Raw genomic sequence first — 20998 nt, 5'->3', positions numbered from 1 at the left:
GCCCGCTCCACGCCGGGTGGACACTAACGATCCTTCGGAACCCAATCGCCTGCTGCCCAGGCCGACAGATGGCCGGCGGCGAATCGGCGGATCTCAGGCCAGTGATCCTGTGGGCGTGCGAACCTCGGGCGGTCCTCGATGTCCAGAGCGTCCAAGGCGTCCTCGAGCGACTGCAGGATCCTGAACGACTCGACCATCAGGACGCGGTCCGGCAGATCGTGCGACGTGTTCTCCAGGCCCACAAAGGCAGCTGTCACCGTGAGCAGAGCCGACCAGGACGGCCGGATCGGCGCGATCTCACCGGCGAACTCTCGCAGCGCGTCAGCTCGGACCAGTGAGTACAGGTACCGGTTGCCGAGCTTGCGCCGTCTGAGTACGCCGGCCTTCTCCAGCGAATCGCACTCGATGTCGATGTTTCGTTTGGCGTACTGGGCGTGCTCGGCGATCAGGGCCGTGGAGCTGACCGTTCGACCGGACAGGAAGTACCGCAGGATCTCGGCCCGCGCGCCGACACCGAAGGTCGCCCGCAGCCGCAACCATGCCCGCGACGGCTGCTCCATGGAAGGCATCGACGAACGGCCGGTGATCTTGTACGGCATCGGGTCGGTCGCATTCGGCCAACGAGCGATGGAGTGCTCGTTGACGGTAGCGGCGAAGCGGCCCCACGCCTCGGCGGCTTCATCGGACCGTTTCCGCAGCAGGCCTCGTAACCGCGTGCGGGAGATGTACCGCCAGTAATGAATACACCAGTCGAGCGCCTCGTCCCGGAGCCGGGCGTCCTCGTCCGCGAGCTCTGCCGTCCGGATGATCAACGGTTCCGGGTCGATCGCCCAGTCGCCATGGGTCCGGCTCCACCCGGACACCCCCAGCTCACGCCAGGCTCCCGCCACCAGAGCCAGCTCGAGCTCAGCCAGCGACCGCTCGTCCTGCTCAGACCTGACCATCGGAGACCTCCAGGCCCAGGCTCGCCAGAATCTTGACCAGCTCGCCGCGAAACGCATCAGAGCTGTCGTGTGTCCGCGTCCACCGCGCCTCTGTCAGCAACTCCTCCCCGTTCGGGGCCAACGCCCGCAGGTCGTCGAAGTGCTTGCTCGTCCGGTATCCGGAGTGATCCACCGCCGCATAGAGCTTGAAGCAGAGCATGTCGAGACGCCCGGCGACGTGGACTTCCAGGGCTCCGTACCGACGCACCGTCACCCGTTGCTCGTACCCGTCCGGCAAGCCGAAGTCGAACAACGAGGCCGGTCCGTTGTTGAGCCAGCCATCAGGGAGCCCCAGCGCCGCACCGACATCCCGCACCGCCTCGGCCAGCGGCGGCGGAATCCGCTCGGCCTTCACGTACCCGCCCTCGATCGCGAGTCCGGCGACGTGGAGGTCGGCGGTCGGGCGGTCGACCACGCCGAGGAGCAGCAGACTGCTGCCACCCACCACCAGGATCCGGCTCTCGGTCCGACGGCTGCGCAGTACCGCGCCGAGAGTTCCGAGTGCTTCTTCCAAGCCCTCGAGAGCAAACATGGCTCTATGTTAATCACGCGATTCGCGCATGTAAACTGCGCGATTCGCGAAGGTAAGCTGACACCTCAGGCTCAGCGTCGCCGTACGCCCCCTCACATTCGGCGGGCCGGAAAGGCTCTACAGAGCGGTGCGGAGGTTCCAGAGGAGGGGGTAGTAGCGGAGGTCGAGGCGGGAGCGGAGGTAGCCGGCGCCGGAGGAGCCGCCGGTGCCTGGTTTGGTGCCGATCATCCTTTCGACCATGACGACGTGGCGGGCTCGCCAGGCGGCCGCGAGTTCGTCGTGCTGGACCAGGGCTTCGGCCAGTTCCCAGGCGGCGGCGTACCGGCCGCGGTCGGCGGCGATGGTCTGCAGGGCGACGCGGATCTGGTCCTCGTCGGTGGTGCCGAAGCCGGCCGCGTGGAGGACGGCGAGGAAGGCGTCCCACAGGGTCGGTTCTTCCAGGCGCTGCTCGAGCCGGGCGCGCTCGGTGTCGGTGAGACCGCGGAAGCGCTTGACGAACGACGGGTCCTTGGCGCCGGAGAGGAACTCGATCTCGCGGTACTGCACGGACTGGAAGCCGCTGGCCGGCGACAACCGGTGCCGGAACTCGCCGAAGTCCTGCGGGGTCATCGTCTCCAGGATGTCGACCTGCTGGATGAGGGTGCGCTCGATCGTGTGGACCCGGCGGAGCAGGTGCTCGGCGCGCCAGAGCTCGCCGGACAGCATCGCGTCGCGGGACGCGGTCAGTTCGTGCAGGACCTGCTTGAACCACAGCTCGTACACCTGGTGGATGGTGATGAACAGCAGTTCGTCGTGGGCCGGCGGGTCGGACTCCAGCCGCTGCTGGTCGAGCAGCGCGCCGAGCCGCAGGTAACTGCCGTACGTGAGCCGGCCGCCCTCCTCGCCGAAGTTCACCTGAACGCCGTCCCAGCGCCCGGTGACGGCGTCGGCCGACGGCTGGATCCCGCTCGATTCGCTGCTCACGAGGCCGAGGATAACCGCCGTGGTGGGCGCCGCCCCGGTCGTCGCGATCCGCAGCCGGGGCAATCCGGTGTGTGACTGGGCAGGAAGTCGCTCGTTGGGAGAGGGGTAGGACAACGGGCGAAGGATGTGACGGGGCGGTCATGACGGACGTTCAGACGCTGGAGCACAGGTCGATCGGTCCCGCCGAAGCCGAGACCGCGCTGCTGGAGAACTACGCCAAGCTGGTGCGGCTCGCGTACCTGGTGCTGCCACCCTCGCTGGGGCGGCACCGCCGGATCCTCGCGGCCCACGGCGTCGTCCAGCACGCGCTGCCGGACCGCCGCAAGATCGAACGGGAGACAGCGGACACCAGCGCGCTCTCGTTCCTGCGGCGGCGGGTCGTGCAAGGCGCGGTGCGGCAGTCGCGCAGCCGGACCCCGCTGCGGTTGCTGCCGCAGGTGTGGGGTCTGCGGCTGTTCCCGAAGTCAGGGGCCGCCGACGACCTCGCGCTCGACCACGCCCTTGCGGTGCGGTCGCCGGAAGCCCGTGCCGCTTGGGCGTTGGTCCGCGCCGAGCGCCTGTCGATCGCCGAGGTCGAGCAAGAGCTGCGTGCGGCCGGGGTGCGGCACCCGGAGCGGGCGATCGCCGAGGCGGGCGAGCTCGACGAGGCCGCCGTCGCGGGGATCCACGGGCCGTTGGACGCCGCGGTGTTCGACCCGTGTTCGGTGCGGTTGGCGCCGAGCGACCTGATGCGCCGGCGGGCCCGCGGTCGTGCGGTCACGATCTGTGTCACCGCGGTGCTCGTGCTCGCGATTCTCCTGTCCCTGTTGGTGTCCGGCGGCCGGGAGCGCGCCGAGACGACCCGGGTCCAGTCCGTCCAGGCGCCGACGCTCACGCAGACCACCAAGCTCAGCCCAGACGCGCTGCGCCGTACGGGTGCGACGCGGTGGCAGGACACGGCACGCGTCGACTTCACCGCCTGGCCGCCGCGCGGTGGACTGGTCAACGACAAGGCCCTGCTCGCCCGCGCCCTCGACACCTGGACGGCCGGCAAGGACGTCACCGCGGTCGTGAACACCTCCCTCGCGGCTCCCACCGAAGAACCCCAGCTCCTGTACGCCGGTGAGGTGGACGGGAAGGCCGTCGTGGTCCTGCACGACGGCCGCCGGCTGGCTCGGTACACCGAGGGCGACGGCCTGGTGGTCGCGCGGACCGACGACGCGGACGTCACGACCGCGGGCGCGGTGGCGCTGAGCCGTTCCGCACAAGGGATCCGGTACCTCACCGCGCCGTGGGTCGCGACCGCCGGGCTGCGTGATCTGAAGAAGCCGGACACGCCCGCCCGCGACCTGGGCCGGCAGGACGGGGTCACCGAGCCGGTCCAGCCACCGGCGGCGAACTGTTCGAGCTGGCCGGCCCTGCAGCTGCGGTCGTCGTCGGCCGTCGCCGAGAAGCACGCGTTCCTGCTCACCGACCTCGGCGGTCTGAGCCCGACCCACCTGACCTACATGCCGCCGCCGTCGGAGGGTGTCGCCCGGTCCCCGCGAGAGGCCACCGGCGGACCGGCGCTGGTCAGCTGGTCCCGGACGGTCTGCGGGCTGCAAACCCTGCAGGACAAGGGCATCAAGACCGCGAACAACTGGGTCTTCGCCGAGCAGACCCTGCCGGACCGGACCAGCGCGGACTGGGTCTGCACCCGCTCGGACAGCTGGGAAGGCAGCGGCTGGGCCTCGGTCCGCCTGCTCCCGGCGGGCCTGGTCGCCGGCCAGGCCACCAACACGGCCATCTGCAGCCGCTTCGACCAGAACGTGCTCGCCACCACCGCCTGGCACGCCCCGAGCGGCGGCGCGACGTACCTGCTCGCCGCCGGCAGCCGGCACGTCGACCGCATCGCCGTCGGCCCGCAGACCGTCCAGGGCCGCCTGGTCGCCATCCCGGGCCGCACCACCGCCAAGGTGAGCGCGCACCTCACCAACGGCACCACGATCAAGCCGCTGAACAAGTAGTTACCGCGGCGCTCCGGTGGCGGCTTCGGCGGCTGACAGGGGGCGCAGGGTGACCGAGTACGTCCGGGGCTGCCGTGGGTCGACGCGGTGTGGGGCGAGGACGCCGTTGGGTGTCTCGCCCATCCCGGTCTCGGCGTCCGCGACGTGCAAGGTCGACCAGCCCTGGTTGCGGACCAGTGGCAACTGGAAGTCGTACTCCGCCCGGTCCAACTGGTCGTACTGCGTGACGCTGACGTCCACCGCATCCCCAGGAGCAGCAGCAACGAGGACGCCGTGCCGGGTGTCCGACAGACTCGTCCAGCGCGTGTCGGTGTGGTTCCCGTGGGCCTGCGGACGCGAGTACCGGACGTACTGCTGTTCCACGGTGCTGCGATAGACACCGATCCGAGTACCCCGGGCGCGATCCGAGTACGACTCCTCCGGGCCGCGGCCGTAGTACGCGAAGCGGCTGAGGGAGTCGGGCACCTGCAGGGAGAAGCCGAGCCGCGGCAGGTAGGGCAGCGTGGTGAGCTTGGCACCGCGCGGCGTGACCTGGTGGGTGAGGGTGATCGCCCCCGTCCCGTCGATCGTGTACGTCATCGTCTGCGCGAACGCGAGCTCGTCCGCATGTCCCGGCGCGGCCGCCGTACTCGGGACGGCTACCTGGACGCGTCCGTCGGAAAGCCGTTGCACCGTGGGCGTTCCGGTGGTGGTGCGGAGGCGATCGAGGCCGATCGCGTTCCAGAGCTCGCGGTCGGCGGTGCCCCAGGTGTAGGTCTCGTTCGAGGTCGGCGGGCGCCACACGTCGAGCTCCGGACCACGCCGCAACATTTCCTTGCCGCGCGCAACCATGGAGACCAGCCGGCCCCCGTCGAAGGTGTACCGGAAGTCCCGCCCGGCCACGACCGCCTTCCCACCGGTCGAGGTCACCGCCGCTGCCCCGACGACAGGTGAGCCGACACCGGCCACCTGCTTTCCACCCAGCGCGAACTGGTCGCGTTGCAGGAGACCACGGTCGGCTACGGCATCCACGTCCAGGAAGCGTTCCCGGGCCGACACGGCGACCGGGATGCGCACGACCTGCCGGGAGTTCGGCGCCAGCGTCAGCGGGATCTTGCCGGCCTTGATCGTCACGCCGGCCTCACGAATCGCCCAGCGCAGCTCGAAGGTGAGCGGCGCGAACTGCTGCTCGTTCCGTACCTCGACCACCCCGGCGGCCGAGGACGAGAGGCGCACCGGCGACTGCGCCCACGCGAGCTCGGCCGTCTCGGGTTGGAGTCCGCGATCAGTCCCGACCAGACCGTCCGTGCCGGACAAGCTGATCCCGAGACTCGCGAAACGGCCGGCGTCCCCGGTCTCCTCGAAGTCCAACGCGAGCACCGCGTCGTCCCAGTCGTTCCCGGCCGCGAGGTCGGCCGCCGTCACCGCCCGCGGGAGGATCCGGACCTGGTCCACCACCCCATGGCCGAGGCGGGTCCGGGTGTGGTCCTGCTGGGTCTGCGCGTTGCGGCCCACGTTCACCTCCCACACCCCTGGTTCCACGATCCCGCGCGCCGCGGTCCGGCCGGCCTCGCGACCGTCGACGAACACCCTCAGCGCCGACCCGTCGTACGTGCCGGTGACCCGATGCCAGGTGTTCACCCAGTTCGCCGGGACCCGAGCGGTGACGGCCTTCTCCCGGCCGTCGAGGGTGACGCGGAACTCGACGGTCGACGCGTTCGGCTGTTGCAGGGCGTACTGGTTGCCTTTGGTCACGATCGGCAGGGATCCGGTCCAGGGGGACGGTTTCACCCAGGCGTCGACGGTGAGCGGGCCGGGGACGTCGAGCGCCGGATCGCGGAAGACGTTCACGTAGTCGTCGAGGCCGGACAGCTCGACCCCCTTGCCTTCCTGGCCGTCGACGAGCTGGGGTTTGCCGACGAAGAAGGTCTGCAGGTGATGGCGGCCCGAGTCGGGGGTGGTGACCAGGGGTTGTTCGAGGTTCTGCTCGGCCCAGTCCCAGACGAAGCCGCCCTGCACCGACGGGTACTTGCGGACCAGGGCCCAGAAGTCGGCGAAGTTCCCGAGACCGTTGCCCATGGCATGCGCGTATTCGCCCAGCACGATCGGCTTGGTCGTCGTCCGCGCCTTCTGCTCGAGCCCGGCCGGAGTCGGGTACCGCGGCCCGGCCACGTCGGCGTACGGGGCGTCGCCGTCGGGGCGGTTCGGCTGGTGGTAGAGCAACCGGGTCGGATCGTGCTTCCGCGCCCAGTCGGCCATCGCGAAGTGCGCGGTCCCGAGCCCGGCCTCGTTGCCGGTGTCCCAGAACACGACGCTCGGGTGGTTCTTGTCCCGCTCGATTAGGGCCGCGAATCGGTCGTGGAACGCGTCCCGCCACTCCGGCTTGTCGGCCAGGCAGTTCGTCGGACAGACATCGCGGGCATGCGTCTCGATGTCCACCTCGTCGACGAGGAGCAGCCCGTACCGGTCGGCCAGCTCGTACCAGGACGGGTCGCTCTCGTAGTGCGAGGTGCGGACCGCGTTGACGTGGAGCTGCTTCATCAGGCGGACGTCGCGCTCCATCGCCTCACGGGTCACGTGCCGCCCCGTCTTCGGATCGGTCTCGGCCCGGTTGACGCCGCGAAAGACGACGCGCTTGCCGTTGAGCCGGATCTGCCGGTCCTTCACCTCGATCTCGCGAAAACCGACGCGCTGGCTCGTCCGGTGCACGACCCGGCCGTCGCGATCGGCCAAGGACAGCACCAGGCTGTAGAGCGTCGGTGACTCGTCCGACCACTTGGCCGGGTTCGCCACGGTGCCGGACACCTTCAGCCGATCACCGTCGGCCGTCCCCTCGAGCGTGCTGACCACCTTGCCCCGTGGATCCCGCAGCGTCGCGGTCAGACGGTACCCCTCGGCATCGACCAGCTCCGTGTCGACGGACAGCGTGGCATCGCGGTACGACGCGTCGAGGTCCGTGGTCACGGTGGCGTCCTGGATCCGCTGCGCCGGGACCGAGTAGGTGGACACCGAACGGAAGATCCCGGCGTACCTCCACTGGTCGAAGTCCTCCAGGTAGGACCCCGATCCCCACCGGTGCACCTGGACCGCGAGCACGTTGCGCCCGGGCCGGACCTTGCCGGTGACGTCGAACTCGGCCGGGCTGTACCCGCCCTGGTCGTACCCGACGTACTCCCCGTTGACCCAGACGAAGGCCCCGCTGGTCATTCCCTCGAACCGGATCAGTTGCCGCCGGCCCTTGTCCGCGGCCGGGAGCTCGAACGACCGCAGGTACGCCCCGGTCGGGTTCACGTCCCGCGGCACCTTCGGCGGTGCGGCCGGCCAGAGCTCCTCCGGGATGTTCCGGAACATCGGATGATCCAGAAACATCCCCGAGGAGCTCTGCCAGGTGTGCGGCACCTGGACCGTCCGCCACCCCGAAGCGTCGTACCCGTCCCGCTGGAACCCGTCCGGTACCTCCTCCGGCCGATCCGCGAGCGCGAACCGCCACTCCCCGTCGAGCGACTGCACGTACGGTGATCCCTCGCCCCGCGCCGCGGACTCGTCATCGGCGTACGGCCACAGCCGGGTGTGCGGCGCGACCTGGCCCTCACCGACCTGCCGCGGATCGTCCAGGTAGGCGTGCACATCCAACGACCGAGCCGCCGGCAACTCCGCCCCGACTACCCCGGCCGCGCAGCAGGCCAGCACCAAGGCAAGCAGGTGCACGATCGAACGCATCCGCCGGCTCCTCACAGTCGACCAGGATTCCCCACCGCCGCCTCCACGTCTTCACTCGATGCGCGTGGCGGGTCGTTGGTTGCGCTGTCCTCCGTTTCCGTCACCTGATGTGTTGACCTTGTCACGGATGGCGGTCAGGCTCCGGTGAATGGCGACCCAGGGCACGATCAGCAACAAGTACCGTGACGGCCGAGACCCGGCGCTGGCGTCCGGGGACCGGTCACCGGACGCGGCAACCCTCTTCGGCCGGACGATCCGGATCCACTTCGACGACGCGGACGCGATGGGCTGGGCCTCGATCGAGGGCGGCAGTCCCGGCGACGAGGTCTGGCTGGACCGGTCCTTCGACGGCGGCCGGACCTGGACCTCCGCATCGTCGAACTCGAGCCGGCTCGGCAACACCGCGATCCCGGCCGGGCAGACCGGGTGGCGGACCCAGATGTACAACGTGGACGACTGGACCAACCACGGTGTCGGCGCCCTCCGAGCCTGCGGCAAGGCAGCTGACCGGCCGGACATCGCCTGTACGCCGTGGACGCGGACCACCTGGAACGCGAGCGACCGGCGAACCGCCGCGGCGACCGCTCAGATGCAGTACTACAACTACGAGACCGGGTTGTTCGACACCACCGGCTGGTGGAACTCGGCGAACGCCCTCACCGCGATCATCGACAACGCCAGGGTGACCGGGATGGACAGCTACGAGTACGCGATCGCCCGGACGTACGACCTCAACCTGACCGCGCAGCAGGGCCAGTTCCGCAACGACTACATCGACGACACCGGCTGGTGGGGTCTCGCGTGGGTCGCGGCGTACGACCTGACCGGGGACGCGCGGTACCTGCAGACGGCACGCATCGACGCGGACCACATGGCCGCGCACTGGGACGACACGTGTGGCGGCGGGGTCTGGTGGAGCCAGGCGAAGACGTACAAGAACGCGATCACGAACTCGCTGTACATCCAGCTCAGCGCGGCCCTGCACCGCCGGCTCCCGGGTGACTCCACGTACCTGCAGCGGGCGCAGAGCGGCTGGACGTGGTTCCAGCAGACCGGGATGATCAACGGCTCCCACCTGGTCAACGACGGGATCGACCTGTCCACCTGCAAGAACAACGGCGACACCGCGTGGACGTACAACCAGGGCGTCCTGATCGGTGCTCTCACCGAGCTCGCCAAGGCCAGCGACAACACCGCGTACCTCGACGACGCCCGGCAGCTCGCGGACGCGTCCACGACGGCGTCCTCGTTGCACACGGCGGACGGCGTGCTGCGTGAGCCATGCGAGTCCGGCGAGTGCGACGGCGACGCGCCGTCGTTCAAGGGTGCGTACGTCCGCGGACTCGGTCAGCTCAACGCGACGCTGTCCGACCACCCGTACACGGCGTACCTGCAGCGCCAGGCGGATCACGCGTACGCCTCCGACCGGACCGCGATGGACCAGTACGGGCTGCGCTGGTACGGCCCGATCGACAAGCTGGACGCCGCCCGGCAACAGTCCGCCCTCGACCTACTGAACGTGGCTCCGTGACGCGTCGAGCACCCCGCCGAGCTGGAACCGGGCGTTGGTGAGCAGCACCCAGACCGCACACCCGGGCACCGTGGCGAGGCCGGCCAGCGGGACCTGGTTGACGATCACCGCGGCCACGGCCAGGACCACCAGGGACAGCAGGCTCAGCGGCCACGTCCGGACCGCGGCATACACGGCGACCCGCAGGATCGTCCGGATCGGCAGCTCCGGCTTGGTTGCCACCAGCACCAAAGCGGCCAGCCCAGCAGCGAGTACGAGGACGGCGAGCACGGCAAGGAGTGGGACCACGGCCGCGCCCGGCATCGCGTCGTACAGGACGTGGATGTCGGCGAGCAGGACGCCGAGCAGACCGACCACACCGGACCACAGCAGGAGTGCGCGGACCGCCGGCGCACGGTACGCGCGGGTGAGGACCCGGAGCGACGGATCCTCACCCGCCAGGTAAGCGAAGGCGGCCGCGAGCGACGGGCCGAGCGGGAGGGTGAGAACGCCGAAGAAGACTGGGTACCGCCATGGCTCCGCGACCGTGGCCAGCGCCAGGAACAACGGCACCCCGCCGACCGCGAGACCGAGGTTCACCACCATCGTCCGGTGCAGGAACGACCAGACCAGGTCCCACGCGTCCGCGCCGACGTTGACGCGGGCCAGCGGGGACGCCATCACTTCATCCCGCTGGTCGCGATGCCCTGCACGAAGTACTTCTGGCCGAGCAGGAAGATCACCAGGATCGGCAGCACCGACAGCACCGAGCCGGTCATGATCATCGCGTACTCGGCGTCGTACAGGCCGACGAACGAGCGCAGGCCGAGCTGGATCGTCCAGAGCTTGTTGTCGGTCAGGTAGATGAACGGGCCCATGTAGTCGTTCCAGGTGTTCACGAACGTCAGCAGCGCCAGACTCGCCAGGGCCGGCTTCGACAACGGCAGCACGATCCGGGCCCAGATCCCGTACTCGCTGAGCCCGTCGAGCCGCGCGGCTTCGCTCAGCTCGTCCGGGATCGTCAGGTAGTACTGCCGCATCAGGAACACCCCGAACGCGCTGAACGCCTGCAGCAGGATCAGCGACAGGTGCGTGTTCACCAGGCCCGCCTTCTGCATGATGATGTACTGCGGCACCATGTACGCCTGCCAGGGCACCGCGATCGTCGCGATGTAGGCGAGGAACAACGCGTCCCGGCCGGGGAACCGCACCTTGGCGAACCCGTACGCCGCGAAGCTCCCGGTGAGCACCTGCAACGCGGTGATGGTCAGGCTCAGGAAGACCGAGTTGCGCAGGTAGGTGAGCAGCGGGATGCGCTCCCAGATCCGGGTGAAGTTGTCCCAGTGGAACTCCGCCGGGATCCACCGGATCGGCACGCTGAACACCTCGGCGTCCAGCTTCAGCGACGACGACACCATCCAGGCGAACGGCACCAGGACCGCCACCGAGAGCACCGTCAGCAGGACGTACGCGAACACCCGGCGGACCGAGAACAGTTGCCTGCGGCCACGAACCGGCGGGTCGGCCGGTGGCGGTGTGGTCCGGGTGGGCGGGGCCGCCGTCAGGGTCATCGCTCGCTCCTTCGCTGCCAGCGGAACTGCACCACGGTGATGGTCAGCACGATCACGAACAACACCATCGACACCGCCGAGGAGTAGCCGAACCGGCCCTGCGTGATGCCCTCGCGGAAGATCACCTGGGACAGCACCAGCGTCGACCGGCCCGGGCCGCCCTCGGTCATCACCTGGATCAGGTCGAACACCTTGAAACTCGAGATCGTCAGCATGATCAGCACGAAGAACGTGGTCGGCCGCAACGACGGCACGGTGATGTGCCAGAACCGCTGCCAGCCGCTCGCGCCGTCCACCTGCGCCGCCTCGTACAGCTCGGCCGGGATCGTCTGCAGCCCGGCCAGGTAGAGGATCATGTAGTACCCGAGGTCACGCCAGACGCTGGCCACGATCACGGCCGGCATCGCCCAGGTGGTCGAGGTGGTCCAGCCCGGCGGGTGGTCGATACCGAGGCCGCGGAGGAACTGGTTCACCGGGCCGAGGTCCGGGCTGAGCAGCATGTTCCAGACCACGGCCACCGCGACCAGCGAGGTGATGTAGGGGAAGAACAACGCGGTCCGGAAGAACTGCACGCCGCGGAGCTTCTGGTTCAGCAGGACGGCGAACCCGAGTGCCGCGGCCAGCGTCAACGGCACGTGCCCGACCGCGTAGTACGCGGTGTTGCGGAGCGCGGTCCAGAACGTGTCGTTGTGGATCATCCGCTCGAAGTTGGCCAGCCCGACCCAGCGCGGCGTGCTGTAGGAGTCCCAGTCCAGGAAGGACAACGCGAGCGAGGCGATCACCGGCACCAGGGTCAGCGTGGCGAAGCCGAGGAAGTTCGGCAGGATGAAACTCCAGCCGACCCATGTACTGGACCGCCGGCGCCGCGTCGCGCGGTACCGCCCGCCCCCGGAGACCCCGGGGGCAGGCAACGTGGTCGGCGTACTGGCCATGGCTCAGCCGACCTCGTTCTTGACCCGCTTGGACATCTCGGCCAGACCGTCGTCGAGCGACTTCTCACCGGTCATGATCAGCTCGTGCTCCTCGGTGAGGATCTGGTCCACGTCGGCCGACTTGTCCCCGACCGGCATCTCCAGCACGACCTGGTCGGGCTTGAACGCCTTCTTCGCGATCGCGTCGTTCGGCACGCCCGGCAGCGCGAAGTACGCGTCCAGGATCTTCTGGTCCTGCAGCGACGGCGTCACGCCCGCCTTCGCGACGGCGGTCGCGCCGGCCTCGCTCGACGCCCACTCGACGAACGTCTTGGCGGCCTCGGTGTGCTTGGAGTTCTTGTTCACCGCGAACGCGGTCGGCGACCCGAACGTGGTCACCTTGCCGTCGGCCGCGCGCTGCGGCAGCGGGGCCACACCCCACTCCACCTTCGTCTTGCCGGACTTGGTGTCGGCCAACAGCGTCGAGGCGTACCAGGTGCCCATCGGCATCAGCGCGGCCTTGCCGGTGGAGAACATTGTGTTGTACGTGACCTTCTGGCTGGACGCCGTGGCCCACGGCATCAACGCGCCGTTCTTCTGCAGGTCCAGGGTCAGCTGGTACTGGTCCTTGAAGAACCCGTAGTCGCCGCCGAGCAGGTCACCGCCGGTCTGGGCCGCGGCCGTCGCCTCGACCACCGAGCGCCAGGTGTGCTGGTACGCGCCGTACACCTTGGACCCGCCGTCGCCCTTGGTCAGGCTCTTGGCCAGCTCGGCGTAGCCCTGCCAGGTGAGGTTCTGCAGTTTCGACTCGGGCACGCCGGCCTGCTTGAGCAGGGTTTTGTTGTAGTAGAGCACCCAGAAGTCCTGGCGGTACGGCAGCGCGAAGTACTTGCCGTCCAGGTCGTACGCGTCCAGGCCGGAGTACTTGGTGGCGTCCAGCTTCTTCGCCTCGTCGGTGAGCGGAACGAGCTGGCCCCGGGTGCCGAAGCGGGAGTAGTCGATGACGTTCTTCATCGTCAGCACGTCGGTGCTGTCGCCGCCGGCCAGCATCGTGGTGACCTTCTCGGCGTAGTCGTCGGCGAGGATGTCGACCGGCTCGACCTTGATGTCCGGGTGGGTCTGCTGGAAGCCGTCGATGATCGCCTTGAACTCCGGTGTGGTGGCGTAGTTCCAGAGCGCCACCTTGAGCGTCTGCGGGCCGTCGCCGGCCTGGTCGGACGAGCCGCCGCCCCCGCAGGCGGTGAGCAGGGCCAGCGCCGCGGCGGCGGCGAGGGTGGGTACGAGGTGTCGCTTCACGACGATCTCCTTGGACTTCGTACTGCGGACAGGTGGTGCGTGCTTCGTCGCCTGCGGGTCAGGCGCTGAGTGGGAAGGTGGCGGCGGTGACCTGGCTGACCAGCGGCTCCCCCGCCAGCCACCGGGTCAGTTCGTCGAGGGTGTGGTCGGTGAGCCGGTGCACCTCGGTGCCGAGCGACCCGGCGATGTGCGGCGTGACCATCACGTTCGGGGCGGACCACAACGGCGACTCGGCCGGCAGCGGCTCGGGATCGGTCACGTCGAGGATCGCGAACAGCCGGCCGGCCCGGCATTCGGCCGCCAGCGCGACCGAGTCGACCAGGCTGCCGCGGGCCGTGTTGATCACGGTCGCGTGGTCCGGGAGCTGCGCCAGCTCGGCCGTACCGATCAGGTGATGCGTACTCGGGAGGGCGGGTGCGTGCAGGGACAACACGTCGACGCGGGGCAGCAACGCGTCCAGCTCGACCAGTTCGCCACCGGCCGCGGCCACCGCGCCCGCGTCGGCGTACGGATCGGCGACCAGCACGGTCGGCCCGTCGAGGGTACGGAGCAGCTCGACCACGCGGCGGCCGATCCGGGAGAAGCCGACGACCCCGATCGTGCGGCGGAAGTTCGACAGGTCGCCGTACCCGCGCAGGTGGCTCCAGCCCCGGTACGCCGTGCTCGCGTCGGCGGCGAGGAACGGGGCCTTCTTGCCCGCGAAGATGATCGCGGCCAGCGTGTACTCCGCGACCGGGACCGCGTTCGCGTCGGCGGCGCTGGTGACCACGAGGTCGCGGGTCCACAGGTGCTCGTCGTCGGCGAGCGAGCGGACGCTGCCGGCCGAGTGGAACACGGCCCGCAGGTGCGGCGCCCGGGCCAGCCGGTCCGCGGTCAGCCGGGGGACGCCCCAGGAGGTGACCAGGACCTCCGCGCCGGCCAACCGGGCCCGGGCGATCGGCGAGTCGAGCTCGTCGACCCAAACCGGGTCGGCCAGGGTCACCAGCTCCCGCAACCGGTCCAGCCGGGCCTGGTCGAAATGCGCCTGGAACGAGTCCCGGTTCATCACGACGAGCGCCGCGGGCGCGGTCATCCGCGCGCCCCCTGGCCGGGGCGACTGGTCCGGCAAGCGGTTACCGTTGCTGTCATGTGAACATGAGATGTCCTGGGTGTTCAGGACATCTACAGGTCGTACAGAATCAACCCGAAACGTTCAGACTCGTACATCGGAGGTGGCGGCGTGCCGGACGATCGCCTGTTCGGGCTGCAACGGCATGAGCGCGTGCTGGACGAGCTGCGCCGCCACGGCGCGGTCCGGGTGAAGGACCTGGCCGAGTTGCTCGGCGTCAGCGAGCTCACCGTGCGCCGCGACATCTCCGCATTGGCCGCGCAGAACCTGCTCACCAAGGTGCACGGCGGCGCCACGTTGCCCACCGACCTGGCCCCGGCCTCGACCCAGCGCCGGCGCGGGTCGGCGGCGCCGCGGTTCACGATCGGCATGGTGGTGCCGTCGCTCGACTACTACTGGCCGCCGATCGTCGGCGGCGCCCGGTCCACCGCGGCCGCGCAGGGCGTGGCGATCCAGCTCCGCGGGTCGACCTACGACTGGGCCGAGGACCAACGGCAGATCACCCGGCTGATCGAGGCCCAGCAGGTCCAGGGCCTGTTGCTCGCGCCGAACCTGGAGGGCGACGACGTCGGCGAGATGGTGCAGTGGATCGGCGACCTACCGGTGCCGGTGATGCTGATCGAGCGGCAGCCCCCGCGCTGGACGCCGACGAAGAGCCAGCTCGAGTGGGTCCGCAGCGACCACGCGCTCGGCGTCGAGCTGGCGGTCCGGCACCTGCACGACCACGGCCACCGCCACCTCGGACTGCTGCTGTCGAAGGGCAGCCCGACCTCGGCCCACCTGGCCCGCGGCTGGGACCTGGTCTGCGCGGACCTCGGGCTGGACGCGGGCATGGTGGTCCGCGAGTCGGTCCGGATGGACGAACCCGGGCACCGCGAGATCATCGCCCAACTGCTTGCCCGCTGCCGCGCGACCGGCACCACCGGGCTGGTGATCCACTCCGATCCGGACGCGATGTCGGTCGCGCAGTACTGCCTGGAACTGGGCATGGCGATCCCGGAGGACCTGGCGATCGTTGCCTACGACGACGAAGTCGCCCAGCTCGCGGAACCGGCGATGACCGCGGTCCGGCCCCCGAAGGCGATGGTCGGCCGCACCGCCGTCGAACAGATGGTCGCCCGCCTGGTCGAAGGCCGCCGCCGCCCGTCCCAACGCATCCTGATCACCCCCGAACTGGTCATCCGGGACTCCTCGATGCCCCTCACCCGAAGCTAGCGCGGGGAAGGTCGCGGGTCGACGACGACCGACAGCATCGCCGCCACCTGCTCGGTCAGCCGGGCCGCCGGAGTCTCCCGCAGGGCGGGCGTGCCGATCACGGTGCGCAGTAGCCAGACACCAGCCAGCAGGGACAGCCCGAGCTCGGCGCGCTCGCTCGCGTGCGGGCCGTCGAGAGCGGCGGCGAACCGCGCGCCCACATGCTGCTCGATGCCGGCCCGGATGATCTCCGCCGCCCGTGGGTTCGCCGCCGACCGGAGCATCAGGTCGAACGGACCGAGCTGTCCGGCCGCGGGATCGGTCCGGCCGACCAGCGCCTCGGCGGTGGACCGGGCCAGGCCGGTGGCCGGCCCGGGGTCGCCCGGGACCATCGTCGGCGGCGCGAACACCACGTCCACGACCTCGGTGAACAGGCCTTCCTTCGAGCCGAAGTACCGGTTCACCAGCATCGCGGTGACGCCGGCGTCCTTGGCGATGTCGCGGACCCCGATCCCGTCGTACCCGTGCCGGGTGAACCCCGCGACCGCCGACGCCAGGATCGCCTCCCGGGTCGCGGCGGCGTTGCGGGAGCGCGGCGAACTCTGATTCATGGCGACAAGTCTACGTGTGTATACTCAGATCGTAAGTCTACGACTGTAGACATTCTCTGGAAGGACCTGTCATGGATCTGCACCTGTCCGCCCGCCGCGCCCTGGTCACCGGCTCGACCTCGGGCCTCGGCGAGGCCACCGTCCGGATGCTCGCCGCCGAAGGCGCCGCCGTGGTCGTCCACGGCCGCAACGCCGAACGGGCCCGGGCGATCGCGGACGAACTGATCGCCGCGGGCGGCCGGGCCTCGGTCGCGGTCGGCGATCTCAGCACCGACGCCGGCGCCGACGCGGTCGCCGAGGCCGCTCTGGCCGGCGGTCCGGTCGACATCCTGGTCAACAACGCCGGCGCCTACGAGCACCTCGACTGGAGCGAGGCGACGCCGGCGGCCTGGGCCACCACCTACGACCAGAACGTGATCTCCGGTGTCCGGATGATCCAGCGCCTGGTGCCGGCGATGCGCGAGCGCGGCTGGGGTCGGGTGATCACCATCGGCGGCGGCCTCGGCGGCCAGCCGATGAACACCCACCCGCAGTACAACGCCACTCTCGCGGCCCGGCACAACCTGGCCGTGTCGCTCGCCCGCGAACTGAAGGGCACCGGGGTCACGTCGAACGTCGTCGCCCCCGGCGCGATCCTCGTCCCGGCCGTCGAGAAGCTGCTGACCGGGATCGCGGGCGAGCGCGGCTGGGGCGACAGCTGGGACGAGATCGAGGTGAACTCCGTGCGCGAGCTGGTCCCCAACGACGCGAACCGCTTCGGCCGTCCCGACGAGATCGCCGGCGCCGTCGCGTACCTGTGTGGGCCGCTCGCCGACTACATCAGCGGTGCGTCGCTCCGCGTCGACGGTGGAACGGTTCGCAGCGTCCAGTGATCAGGGGACGTCGAGGCGCAGTTCTTCGGTCGTGCCGTCGGACCAGGTGATGGTGACCGTGGTGCCGTCCAGGGCTGTGCGGGGGGACTCTTCGGGTGGGGCTCCTGCCAGGGTGACCACGGCTACGTACACGGTGCCTGGCTCGGGAGTCGTTCGGAGCAAGGGGATTGCGGTGTGGTTGCCGGTGGCACTTGCCTGCTCGACGTGACGTACTTCCGCGGTGGTGAAGCCGGTGCTGTTGGCAACGATGGAGGTGAGGTCGTCGGTATCGACGCGGGCGACCACGTCGGTGGTCGACGTGGGCGGGGTGTCGGCGGAGAGGGGCCAGCCGGAGAGTTCGAGGAGCCAGGTGGGGTCGAGTTCGGCGTCCGGGTGGATCCGGACCGCGCGGACCTCGTGGCTGCCGCGCAGGGCCGACGCGACCACGAGCTCCGGTCCCTCGATGACCGTGCCGCCTCGGCCCGAGCCGTGTTCCGGGCTGGTGTCCTCGGCCGTTCGGACCCAGTGGGACGACGTGACCGAGGCGTTGGGCGAGATCGTCCGGAACCCGTTGCGGTGTGAGGTTCCGAGCTCGGGATGGACCACGGTCACGCTGTTCTCCAGCGCCTCCGCCCAGAACGGCGTACTCATCGGGGGCATCGTGTGGGTCGAGTACGCGAGCCGGGCGTACAACGGGGAGTCCGCGCGCCGGTCGTCCTCGTTCGAGTGGTCGGTGCCGTGGTTGACGACGCGGACGATGCCGTCGGACCTGGTCCCGCTGACAAGCCAGCCCGGCTCCGGCAGGGTGATCGCGAAGTCGCCGGACTCGACCGGGAGCGGTTCCTCCTCGGCGGTCCAGACCGGGTGGTCGGCCGGGAGCATCAGGCCGAGCATGCCCTTCACGGCCCAGTACGGCGAGCCCGGCCCGGAGTACGACTGCGCGATCGCCGGCCACTCGCCGTACCAGCCGAGGTTGAGCAGCCCGCGCTCGTCGGGGACGCCACGGTCGAGGAAGTGGCCGAGCATTCCGGATGCGGCGCGACGCAGTACGCCGGGAGCGAGATCGGTCGCACCGGTGATCGCGCCCATCCACAACGGCGCCGCGGCAGCGAAGCGGTACGTGAGGCTGCGCCCTTGCACCAAAGGCGATCCGTTCCCGCCGACCAGGTGGACGTGGCCGTCGAGGAAGGTCGACAGCCGGTCCCGCCAGGCGGTTTCGAGCGCGGGGTCGCAGAGGCTCCTGTCCATCGATGCCCAGAGCAACGGATACACGTGCAGCGCCCAGCCGTTGTAGTGGTCGAACGCGCGCTCCGGCCCGTCCGCGTACCAGCCGTGGTCGCGGTAGAGCGCCTCGTGCACCGCCAGCCCGCTCTCGATATCGGCCGATGACCAGGGCCCACCGACCGACTTCAGGAACGTCTCCACCACGATCTGGAACCAGACCCAGTTGATCGGCGGGTACTTCTGACCGACCACGGTCGCGAACCAGGTGACGACCTGGTCGCGATCGGCGTCGGTCAGCCGGTCCCACAGCCACGGCCTGGACAGGTGCAGCCCGAGCGCGATCGAGCACGCCTCCACCTTCGCCTGGTCGAGCTGGTCCGGCCGGGGCCACGCGGTCGGCGAGCTGGGTGACGTCCCGGCGCGCAGGCCCTCGGCGTACCAGTCGGCGATGCCGTGCGGGTCCGCGCCGTTCTCACCGCGCAACCGGATCGCCGCGAGCAGGAAGGACCGGGCGAAGGCTTCGAGCGAATCGCTGTCCGGGCCGTACGCGCTGTTCGGTCCGGGCAGGTCGATGCGGGCGTGGTCAGGTGAGGACCACGGGCGCAGCGAGAGCAGCAGGCGATCGGCGGCGGCGCCCCAGTCGTCGCGGGTCAGTCCGGCTCGCAGGCCCTGGGTGTCAGTCACGGACGCTCTCCTCGAGCCGGGTCACGGTGAGTTCGAACCGCTGCCGGTCCGGACCGGCGTCGAGGATCAGCCGATGCACGACCGGTCCCCAGACGTCTTCGAGCAGGTCGTCGTCGACCTCGCGGCGTTCCAGCTCGCCGGGACCCAGCGCCGGGTCCCACGCCAGCCGCGCCGTAGCACCACCGAGCGTCTCGATGACAAGCGCCCCGGCCTCATGGACCGCCGGCTCCCCCGCGATCACGAAGTGCTCGGCGAGGCGGGTCCCGTCACCCCACTCGTCGACGATGCGGACCTCCCGCGCATCCCGGTCGAGCGTCGCGACCCGTCGTACCTCACCACTCGGGTAGGCGCGGGACAGGTCGACCGCAAGGGAATCCGCCGCATCCTGCCGTACCGCGAGGCCGGTGGCTCGCCATTGCGGACCCGGTGACTGCTCGTGCCCGTCGACCACGGGGACGTTGTGCCACTCGCTGCGGACCACCCACTGCTCGTACCGGCGCTCGGAGAAGGAGATCGCGGTGTACGTGGGCTGGCCGAGGTCGATCAGGACCGGGGTCGCGTCCACGGCCACGATGGCCGAGCCGATGTCGTTGTGGTTGTGGTTCTCGGCGTTGTGGCCGCCCTTGACCGCCAGCGTGAGCCCGTTGCCCCGGGCAACCAGGAGCTCGACGTCGGGAAGCCAGCTCGACGCCGGCAACGGGAGCGGCCCTGGCTCGGCGGACCACCAGGTGTCGTCGAACAGACCGACCACGGCGCGGCCGAGACCGTTCTCGGCGGACAGCGGCTGGTTCCGGTACGCGGCCGCCTGGGCCATCACCCCGGCATCGGCGATCCGGCGGCCCCAGCGATGCAGGTCGTGCCAGGGCTGCTCGGTCGACGGACGGGCGGGACCGTCACCGACGTTGACGTACCACCCGTCGCCCAGCGCCATCCGTTGCGGGTAGCGGGCCAGTTCGGCGAGCGGGGTACAGGTCCACGGGGCGAACTCGCCGTCCGTCACCCGGTCGAGCAGTTCGAGCGCCGCGGCGAGCCGGGCCGGGCCGTTCCACCAGTACGCGTACCCCTCGTCGCAGCCGCCGTCGTCCGGGAGCGCGGCCAGGTACCGGTCGAGTCCGTCGACGACCAGGTCCACCACCTCGGACTGGAGCTGCTCGTCGGTCTCCAGGAACAGCGCGGCGGCGAGGACATGGCCGTGGATCCACGGGTTCCAGTTGTGCAGGTGCCCGTCCAGGCCGAGCCAGTGCCACCGGCGATCGTCGAGGAACGGCCGTAGGACCCGGGTCCGTGCCTCCGCCCGCATCCGGCGCCGCAGTCCGGGAACGCGTTCGTCCAGCACCGGCCCCAGGACCAGGTCGGCCCAGGCAAGGATCTCCACGGTCTCGGCGGCCCCGAGATCGAGGTACGGCTCGGCCGGATCCGCGACCACCTCGTCCCGCGCCGCCGCGAACGACTCGTGCGCCGCCCAGCACCACGTGGTCTGTTCACACAGCAACATCAGCCCGTCGGCCGCGGCATCCACGTACTCCTGCTCCCCCGACACCGCGGCCGCGAGCACCGCCGTGGTCGTCCGCCGCCGCAGCCCACCAGCGGGACCCTCGTACGCGGTGCGAACGCCGTCACGCCAGTACCGGGCGAAGTCGGACAGCAGCGTGTGCGGCCACGGTTGCTCCCTGTCGGCGGCGGCCTCGGCCAGGATCGCGATGACCACGTGCTGATTCCGGGTCTGCCAGGCGGCGCGCTGTCGCGAGTCGGGGATGCCGGCCCGCTCCCGTGCGGAGCGGACGGCCGCTGCCCGGACGGTCGGGCTCAGGGCATGCCAGCGGTGAAGAAGGGACATCCGGACCACTCTCCCCCATCAACGGGCCGGTGCGACAGC

Annotated in this window: 16 protein-coding genes; 4 read left to right on the top strand and 12 right to left on the bottom strand. The window is 70.2% G+C overall.

Annotated elements, in window-relative coordinates:
• Positions 1 to 23 precede the first annotated feature (23 nt).
• The 3 genes from FB561_RS16570 to FB561_RS16560 form a co-directional block, all read right to left on the bottom strand.
• Positions 24 to 944, bottom strand: a complete 921-nt coding sequence (locus FB561_RS16570; RefSeq protein WP_145807663.1) for a hypothetical protein — start codon at positions 942 to 944, stop codon at positions 24 to 26.
• The gene (locus FB561_RS16565; protein WP_145807661.1) at positions 931 to 1515 is read right to left on the bottom strand and encodes a hypothetical protein; all 585 of its coding nucleotides are present in this window, start codon (positions 1513 to 1515) and stop codon (positions 931 to 933) included. The genes FB561_RS16570 and FB561_RS16565 overlap by 14 nt, the downstream gene beginning before the upstream one ends.
• Positions 1516 to 1632: 117 nt before the next feature.
• Entirely contained in the window at positions 1633 to 2478 is an 846-nt protein-coding gene (locus FB561_RS16560; RefSeq protein WP_238334852.1) for a tryptophan 2,3-dioxygenase, read from the bottom strand.
• A 140-nt stretch (positions 2479 to 2618) separates the two neighbouring features.
• Here FB561_RS16560 and FB561_RS16555 point away from each other — a divergent pair, with 140 nt between their 5' ends.
• The gene (locus FB561_RS16555; RefSeq protein WP_145807659.1) at positions 2619 to 4463 is read left to right on the top strand and encodes a hypothetical protein; all 1845 of its coding nucleotides are present in this window, start codon (positions 2619 to 2621) and stop codon (positions 4461 to 4463) included.
• Here the strand turns inward: FB561_RS16555 and FB561_RS16550 are convergent, their stop codons facing one another.
• Positions 4464 to 8162 (bottom strand): glycoside hydrolase family 2 TIM barrel-domain containing protein, encoded by a 3699-nt coding sequence (locus tag FB561_RS16550; RefSeq protein WP_145807657.1) that lies wholly within the window; start codon positions 8160 to 8162, stop codon positions 4464 to 4466.
• Between the two features lie 148 nt (positions 8163 to 8310).
• Between FB561_RS16550 and FB561_RS16545 the strand changes: the two genes are divergently transcribed.
• Entirely contained in the window at positions 8311 to 9693 is a 1383-nt protein-coding gene (locus FB561_RS16545; protein ID WP_145807655.1) for a glycoside hydrolase family 76 protein, read from the top strand.
• Here FB561_RS16545 and FB561_RS16540 read toward each other — a convergent pair.
• From FB561_RS16540 to FB561_RS16520, 5 genes are read right to left on the bottom strand one after another with little or no spacing between them, the layout of a single operon-like run.
• Positions 9673 to 10353: a hypothetical protein gene (locus FB561_RS16540; protein ID WP_145807653.1), complete on the bottom strand. Its 681-nt coding sequence runs from the start codon at positions 10351 to 10353 to the stop codon at positions 9673 to 9675. The two genes, FB561_RS16545 and FB561_RS16540, sit on opposite strands and share 21 nt — an antisense overlap.
• Entirely contained in the window at positions 10353 to 11243 is an 891-nt protein-coding gene (locus FB561_RS16535) for a carbohydrate ABC transporter permease (RefSeq protein WP_145807651.1), read from the bottom strand. The genes FB561_RS16540 and FB561_RS16535 overlap by 1 nt, the downstream gene beginning before the upstream one ends.
• Complete coding sequence (locus FB561_RS16530) at positions 11240 to 12175, bottom strand: carbohydrate ABC transporter permease (protein WP_238334851.1); 936 nt, start codon at positions 12173 to 12175, stop codon at positions 11240 to 11242. The genes FB561_RS16535 and FB561_RS16530 overlap by 4 nt, the downstream gene beginning before the upstream one ends.
• A 3-nt stretch (positions 12176 to 12178) precedes the next feature.
• On the bottom strand, positions 12179 to 13450 hold the full coding sequence (locus tag FB561_RS16525) for an ABC transporter substrate-binding protein (protein ID WP_145807649.1): 1272 nt from the start codon (positions 13448 to 13450) through the stop codon (positions 12179 to 12181).
• A gap of 58 nt (positions 13451 to 13508) precedes the next feature.
• Positions 13509 to 14522 (bottom strand): hydroxyacid dehydrogenase, encoded by a 1014-nt coding sequence (locus FB561_RS16520; protein ID WP_145807647.1) that lies wholly within the window; start codon positions 14520 to 14522, stop codon positions 13509 to 13511.
• Positions 14523 to 14669: 147 nt separating this feature from the next.
• Between FB561_RS16520 and FB561_RS16515 the strand changes: the two genes are divergently transcribed.
• A complete protein-coding gene (locus FB561_RS16515) occupies positions 14670 to 15773 on the top strand; it encodes a LacI family DNA-binding transcriptional regulator (protein ID WP_145807645.1) in 1104 nt (367 codons plus the stop codon).
• Here FB561_RS16515 and FB561_RS16510 read toward each other — a convergent pair.
• Positions 15770 to 16363 carry a TetR/AcrR family transcriptional regulator gene (locus tag FB561_RS16510; protein ID WP_145807643.1) on the bottom strand — a complete coding sequence of 198 codons (594 nt, stop codon included), beginning with the start codon at positions 16361 to 16363 and terminating at the stop codon, positions 15770 to 15772. The two genes, FB561_RS16515 and FB561_RS16510, sit on opposite strands and share 4 nt — an antisense overlap.
• 71 nt (positions 16364 to 16434) lie before the next feature.
• Here FB561_RS16510 and FB561_RS16505 point away from each other — a divergent pair, with 71 nt between their 5' ends.
• Positions 16435 to 17235, top strand: a complete 801-nt coding sequence (locus tag FB561_RS16505) for an SDR family NAD(P)-dependent oxidoreductase (protein ID WP_145807641.1) — start codon at positions 16435 to 16437, stop codon at positions 17233 to 17235.
• Here the strand turns inward: FB561_RS16505 and FB561_RS16500 are convergent, their stop codons facing one another.
• Positions 17236 to 19122: a DUF2264 domain-containing protein gene (locus tag FB561_RS16500; protein WP_145807639.1), complete on the bottom strand. Its 1887-nt coding sequence runs from the start codon at positions 19120 to 19122 to the stop codon at positions 17236 to 17238.
• On the bottom strand, positions 19115 to 20959 hold the full coding sequence (locus FB561_RS16495) for a heparinase II/III domain-containing protein (protein ID WP_145807637.1): 1845 nt from the start codon (positions 20957 to 20959) through the stop codon (positions 19115 to 19117). The genes FB561_RS16500 and FB561_RS16495 overlap by 8 nt, the downstream gene beginning before the upstream one ends.
• Positions 20960 to 20998 lie beyond the last annotated feature (39 nt).

This window comes from Kribbella amoyensis (assembly GCF_007828865.1).
Taxonomy (GTDB): domain Bacteria; phylum Actinomycetota; class Actinomycetes; order Propionibacteriales; family Kribbellaceae; genus Kribbella; species Kribbella amoyensis.
The sequence above is the reverse complement of the archived record's forward strand: the minus strand, read 5'-3'. Positions and strand labels throughout refer to the sequence as shown.

Bases quoted from the DNA above. Each gene is read 5' to 3' on its own strand.
- FB561_RS16510 (WP_145807643.1), bottom strand. From the start codon at position 16,363: ATGAATCAGAGTTCGCCGCGCTCCCGCAACGCCGCCGCGACCCGGGAG.
- FB561_RS16565 (WP_145807661.1), bottom strand. From the start codon at position 1,515: ATGTTTGCTCTCGAGGGCTTGGAAGAAGCACTCGGAACTCTCGGCGCG.
- FB561_RS16545 (WP_145807655.1), top strand. From the start codon at position 8,311: ATGGCGACCCAGGGCACGATCAGCAACAAGTACCGTGACGGCCGAGAC.
- FB561_RS16550 (WP_145807657.1), bottom strand. From the start codon at position 8,162: ATGCGTTCGATCGTGCACCTGCTTGCCTTGGTGCTGGCCTGCTGCGCG.
- FB561_RS16540 (WP_145807653.1), bottom strand. From the start codon at position 10,353: ATGGCGTCCCCGCTGGCCCGCGTCAACGTCGGCGCGGACGCGTGGGAC.
- FB561_RS16555 (WP_145807659.1), top strand. From the start codon at position 2,619: ATGACGGACGTTCAGACGCTGGAGCACAGGTCGATCGGTCCCGCCGAA.
- FB561_RS16570 (WP_145807663.1), bottom strand. From the start codon at position 944: ATGGTCAGGTCTGAGCAGGACGAGCGGTCGCTGGCTGAGCTCGAGCTG.
- FB561_RS16495 (WP_145807637.1), bottom strand. From the start codon at position 20,959: ATGTCCCTTCTTCACCGCTGGCATGCCCTGAGCCCGACCGTCCGGGCA.
- FB561_RS16520 (WP_145807647.1), bottom strand. From the start codon at position 14,522: ATGACCGCGCCCGCGGCGCTCGTCGTGATGAACCGGGACTCGTTCCAG.
- FB561_RS16530 (WP_238334851.1), bottom strand. From the start codon at position 12,175: ATGGCCAGTACGCCGACCACGTTGCCTGCCCCCGGGGTCTCCGGGGGC.
- FB561_RS16535 (WP_145807651.1), bottom strand. From the start codon at position 11,243: ATGACCCTGACGGCGGCCCCGCCCACCCGGACCACACCGCCACCGGCC.
- FB561_RS16505 (WP_145807641.1), top strand. From the start codon at position 16,435: ATGGATCTGCACCTGTCCGCCCGCCGCGCCCTGGTCACCGGCTCGACC.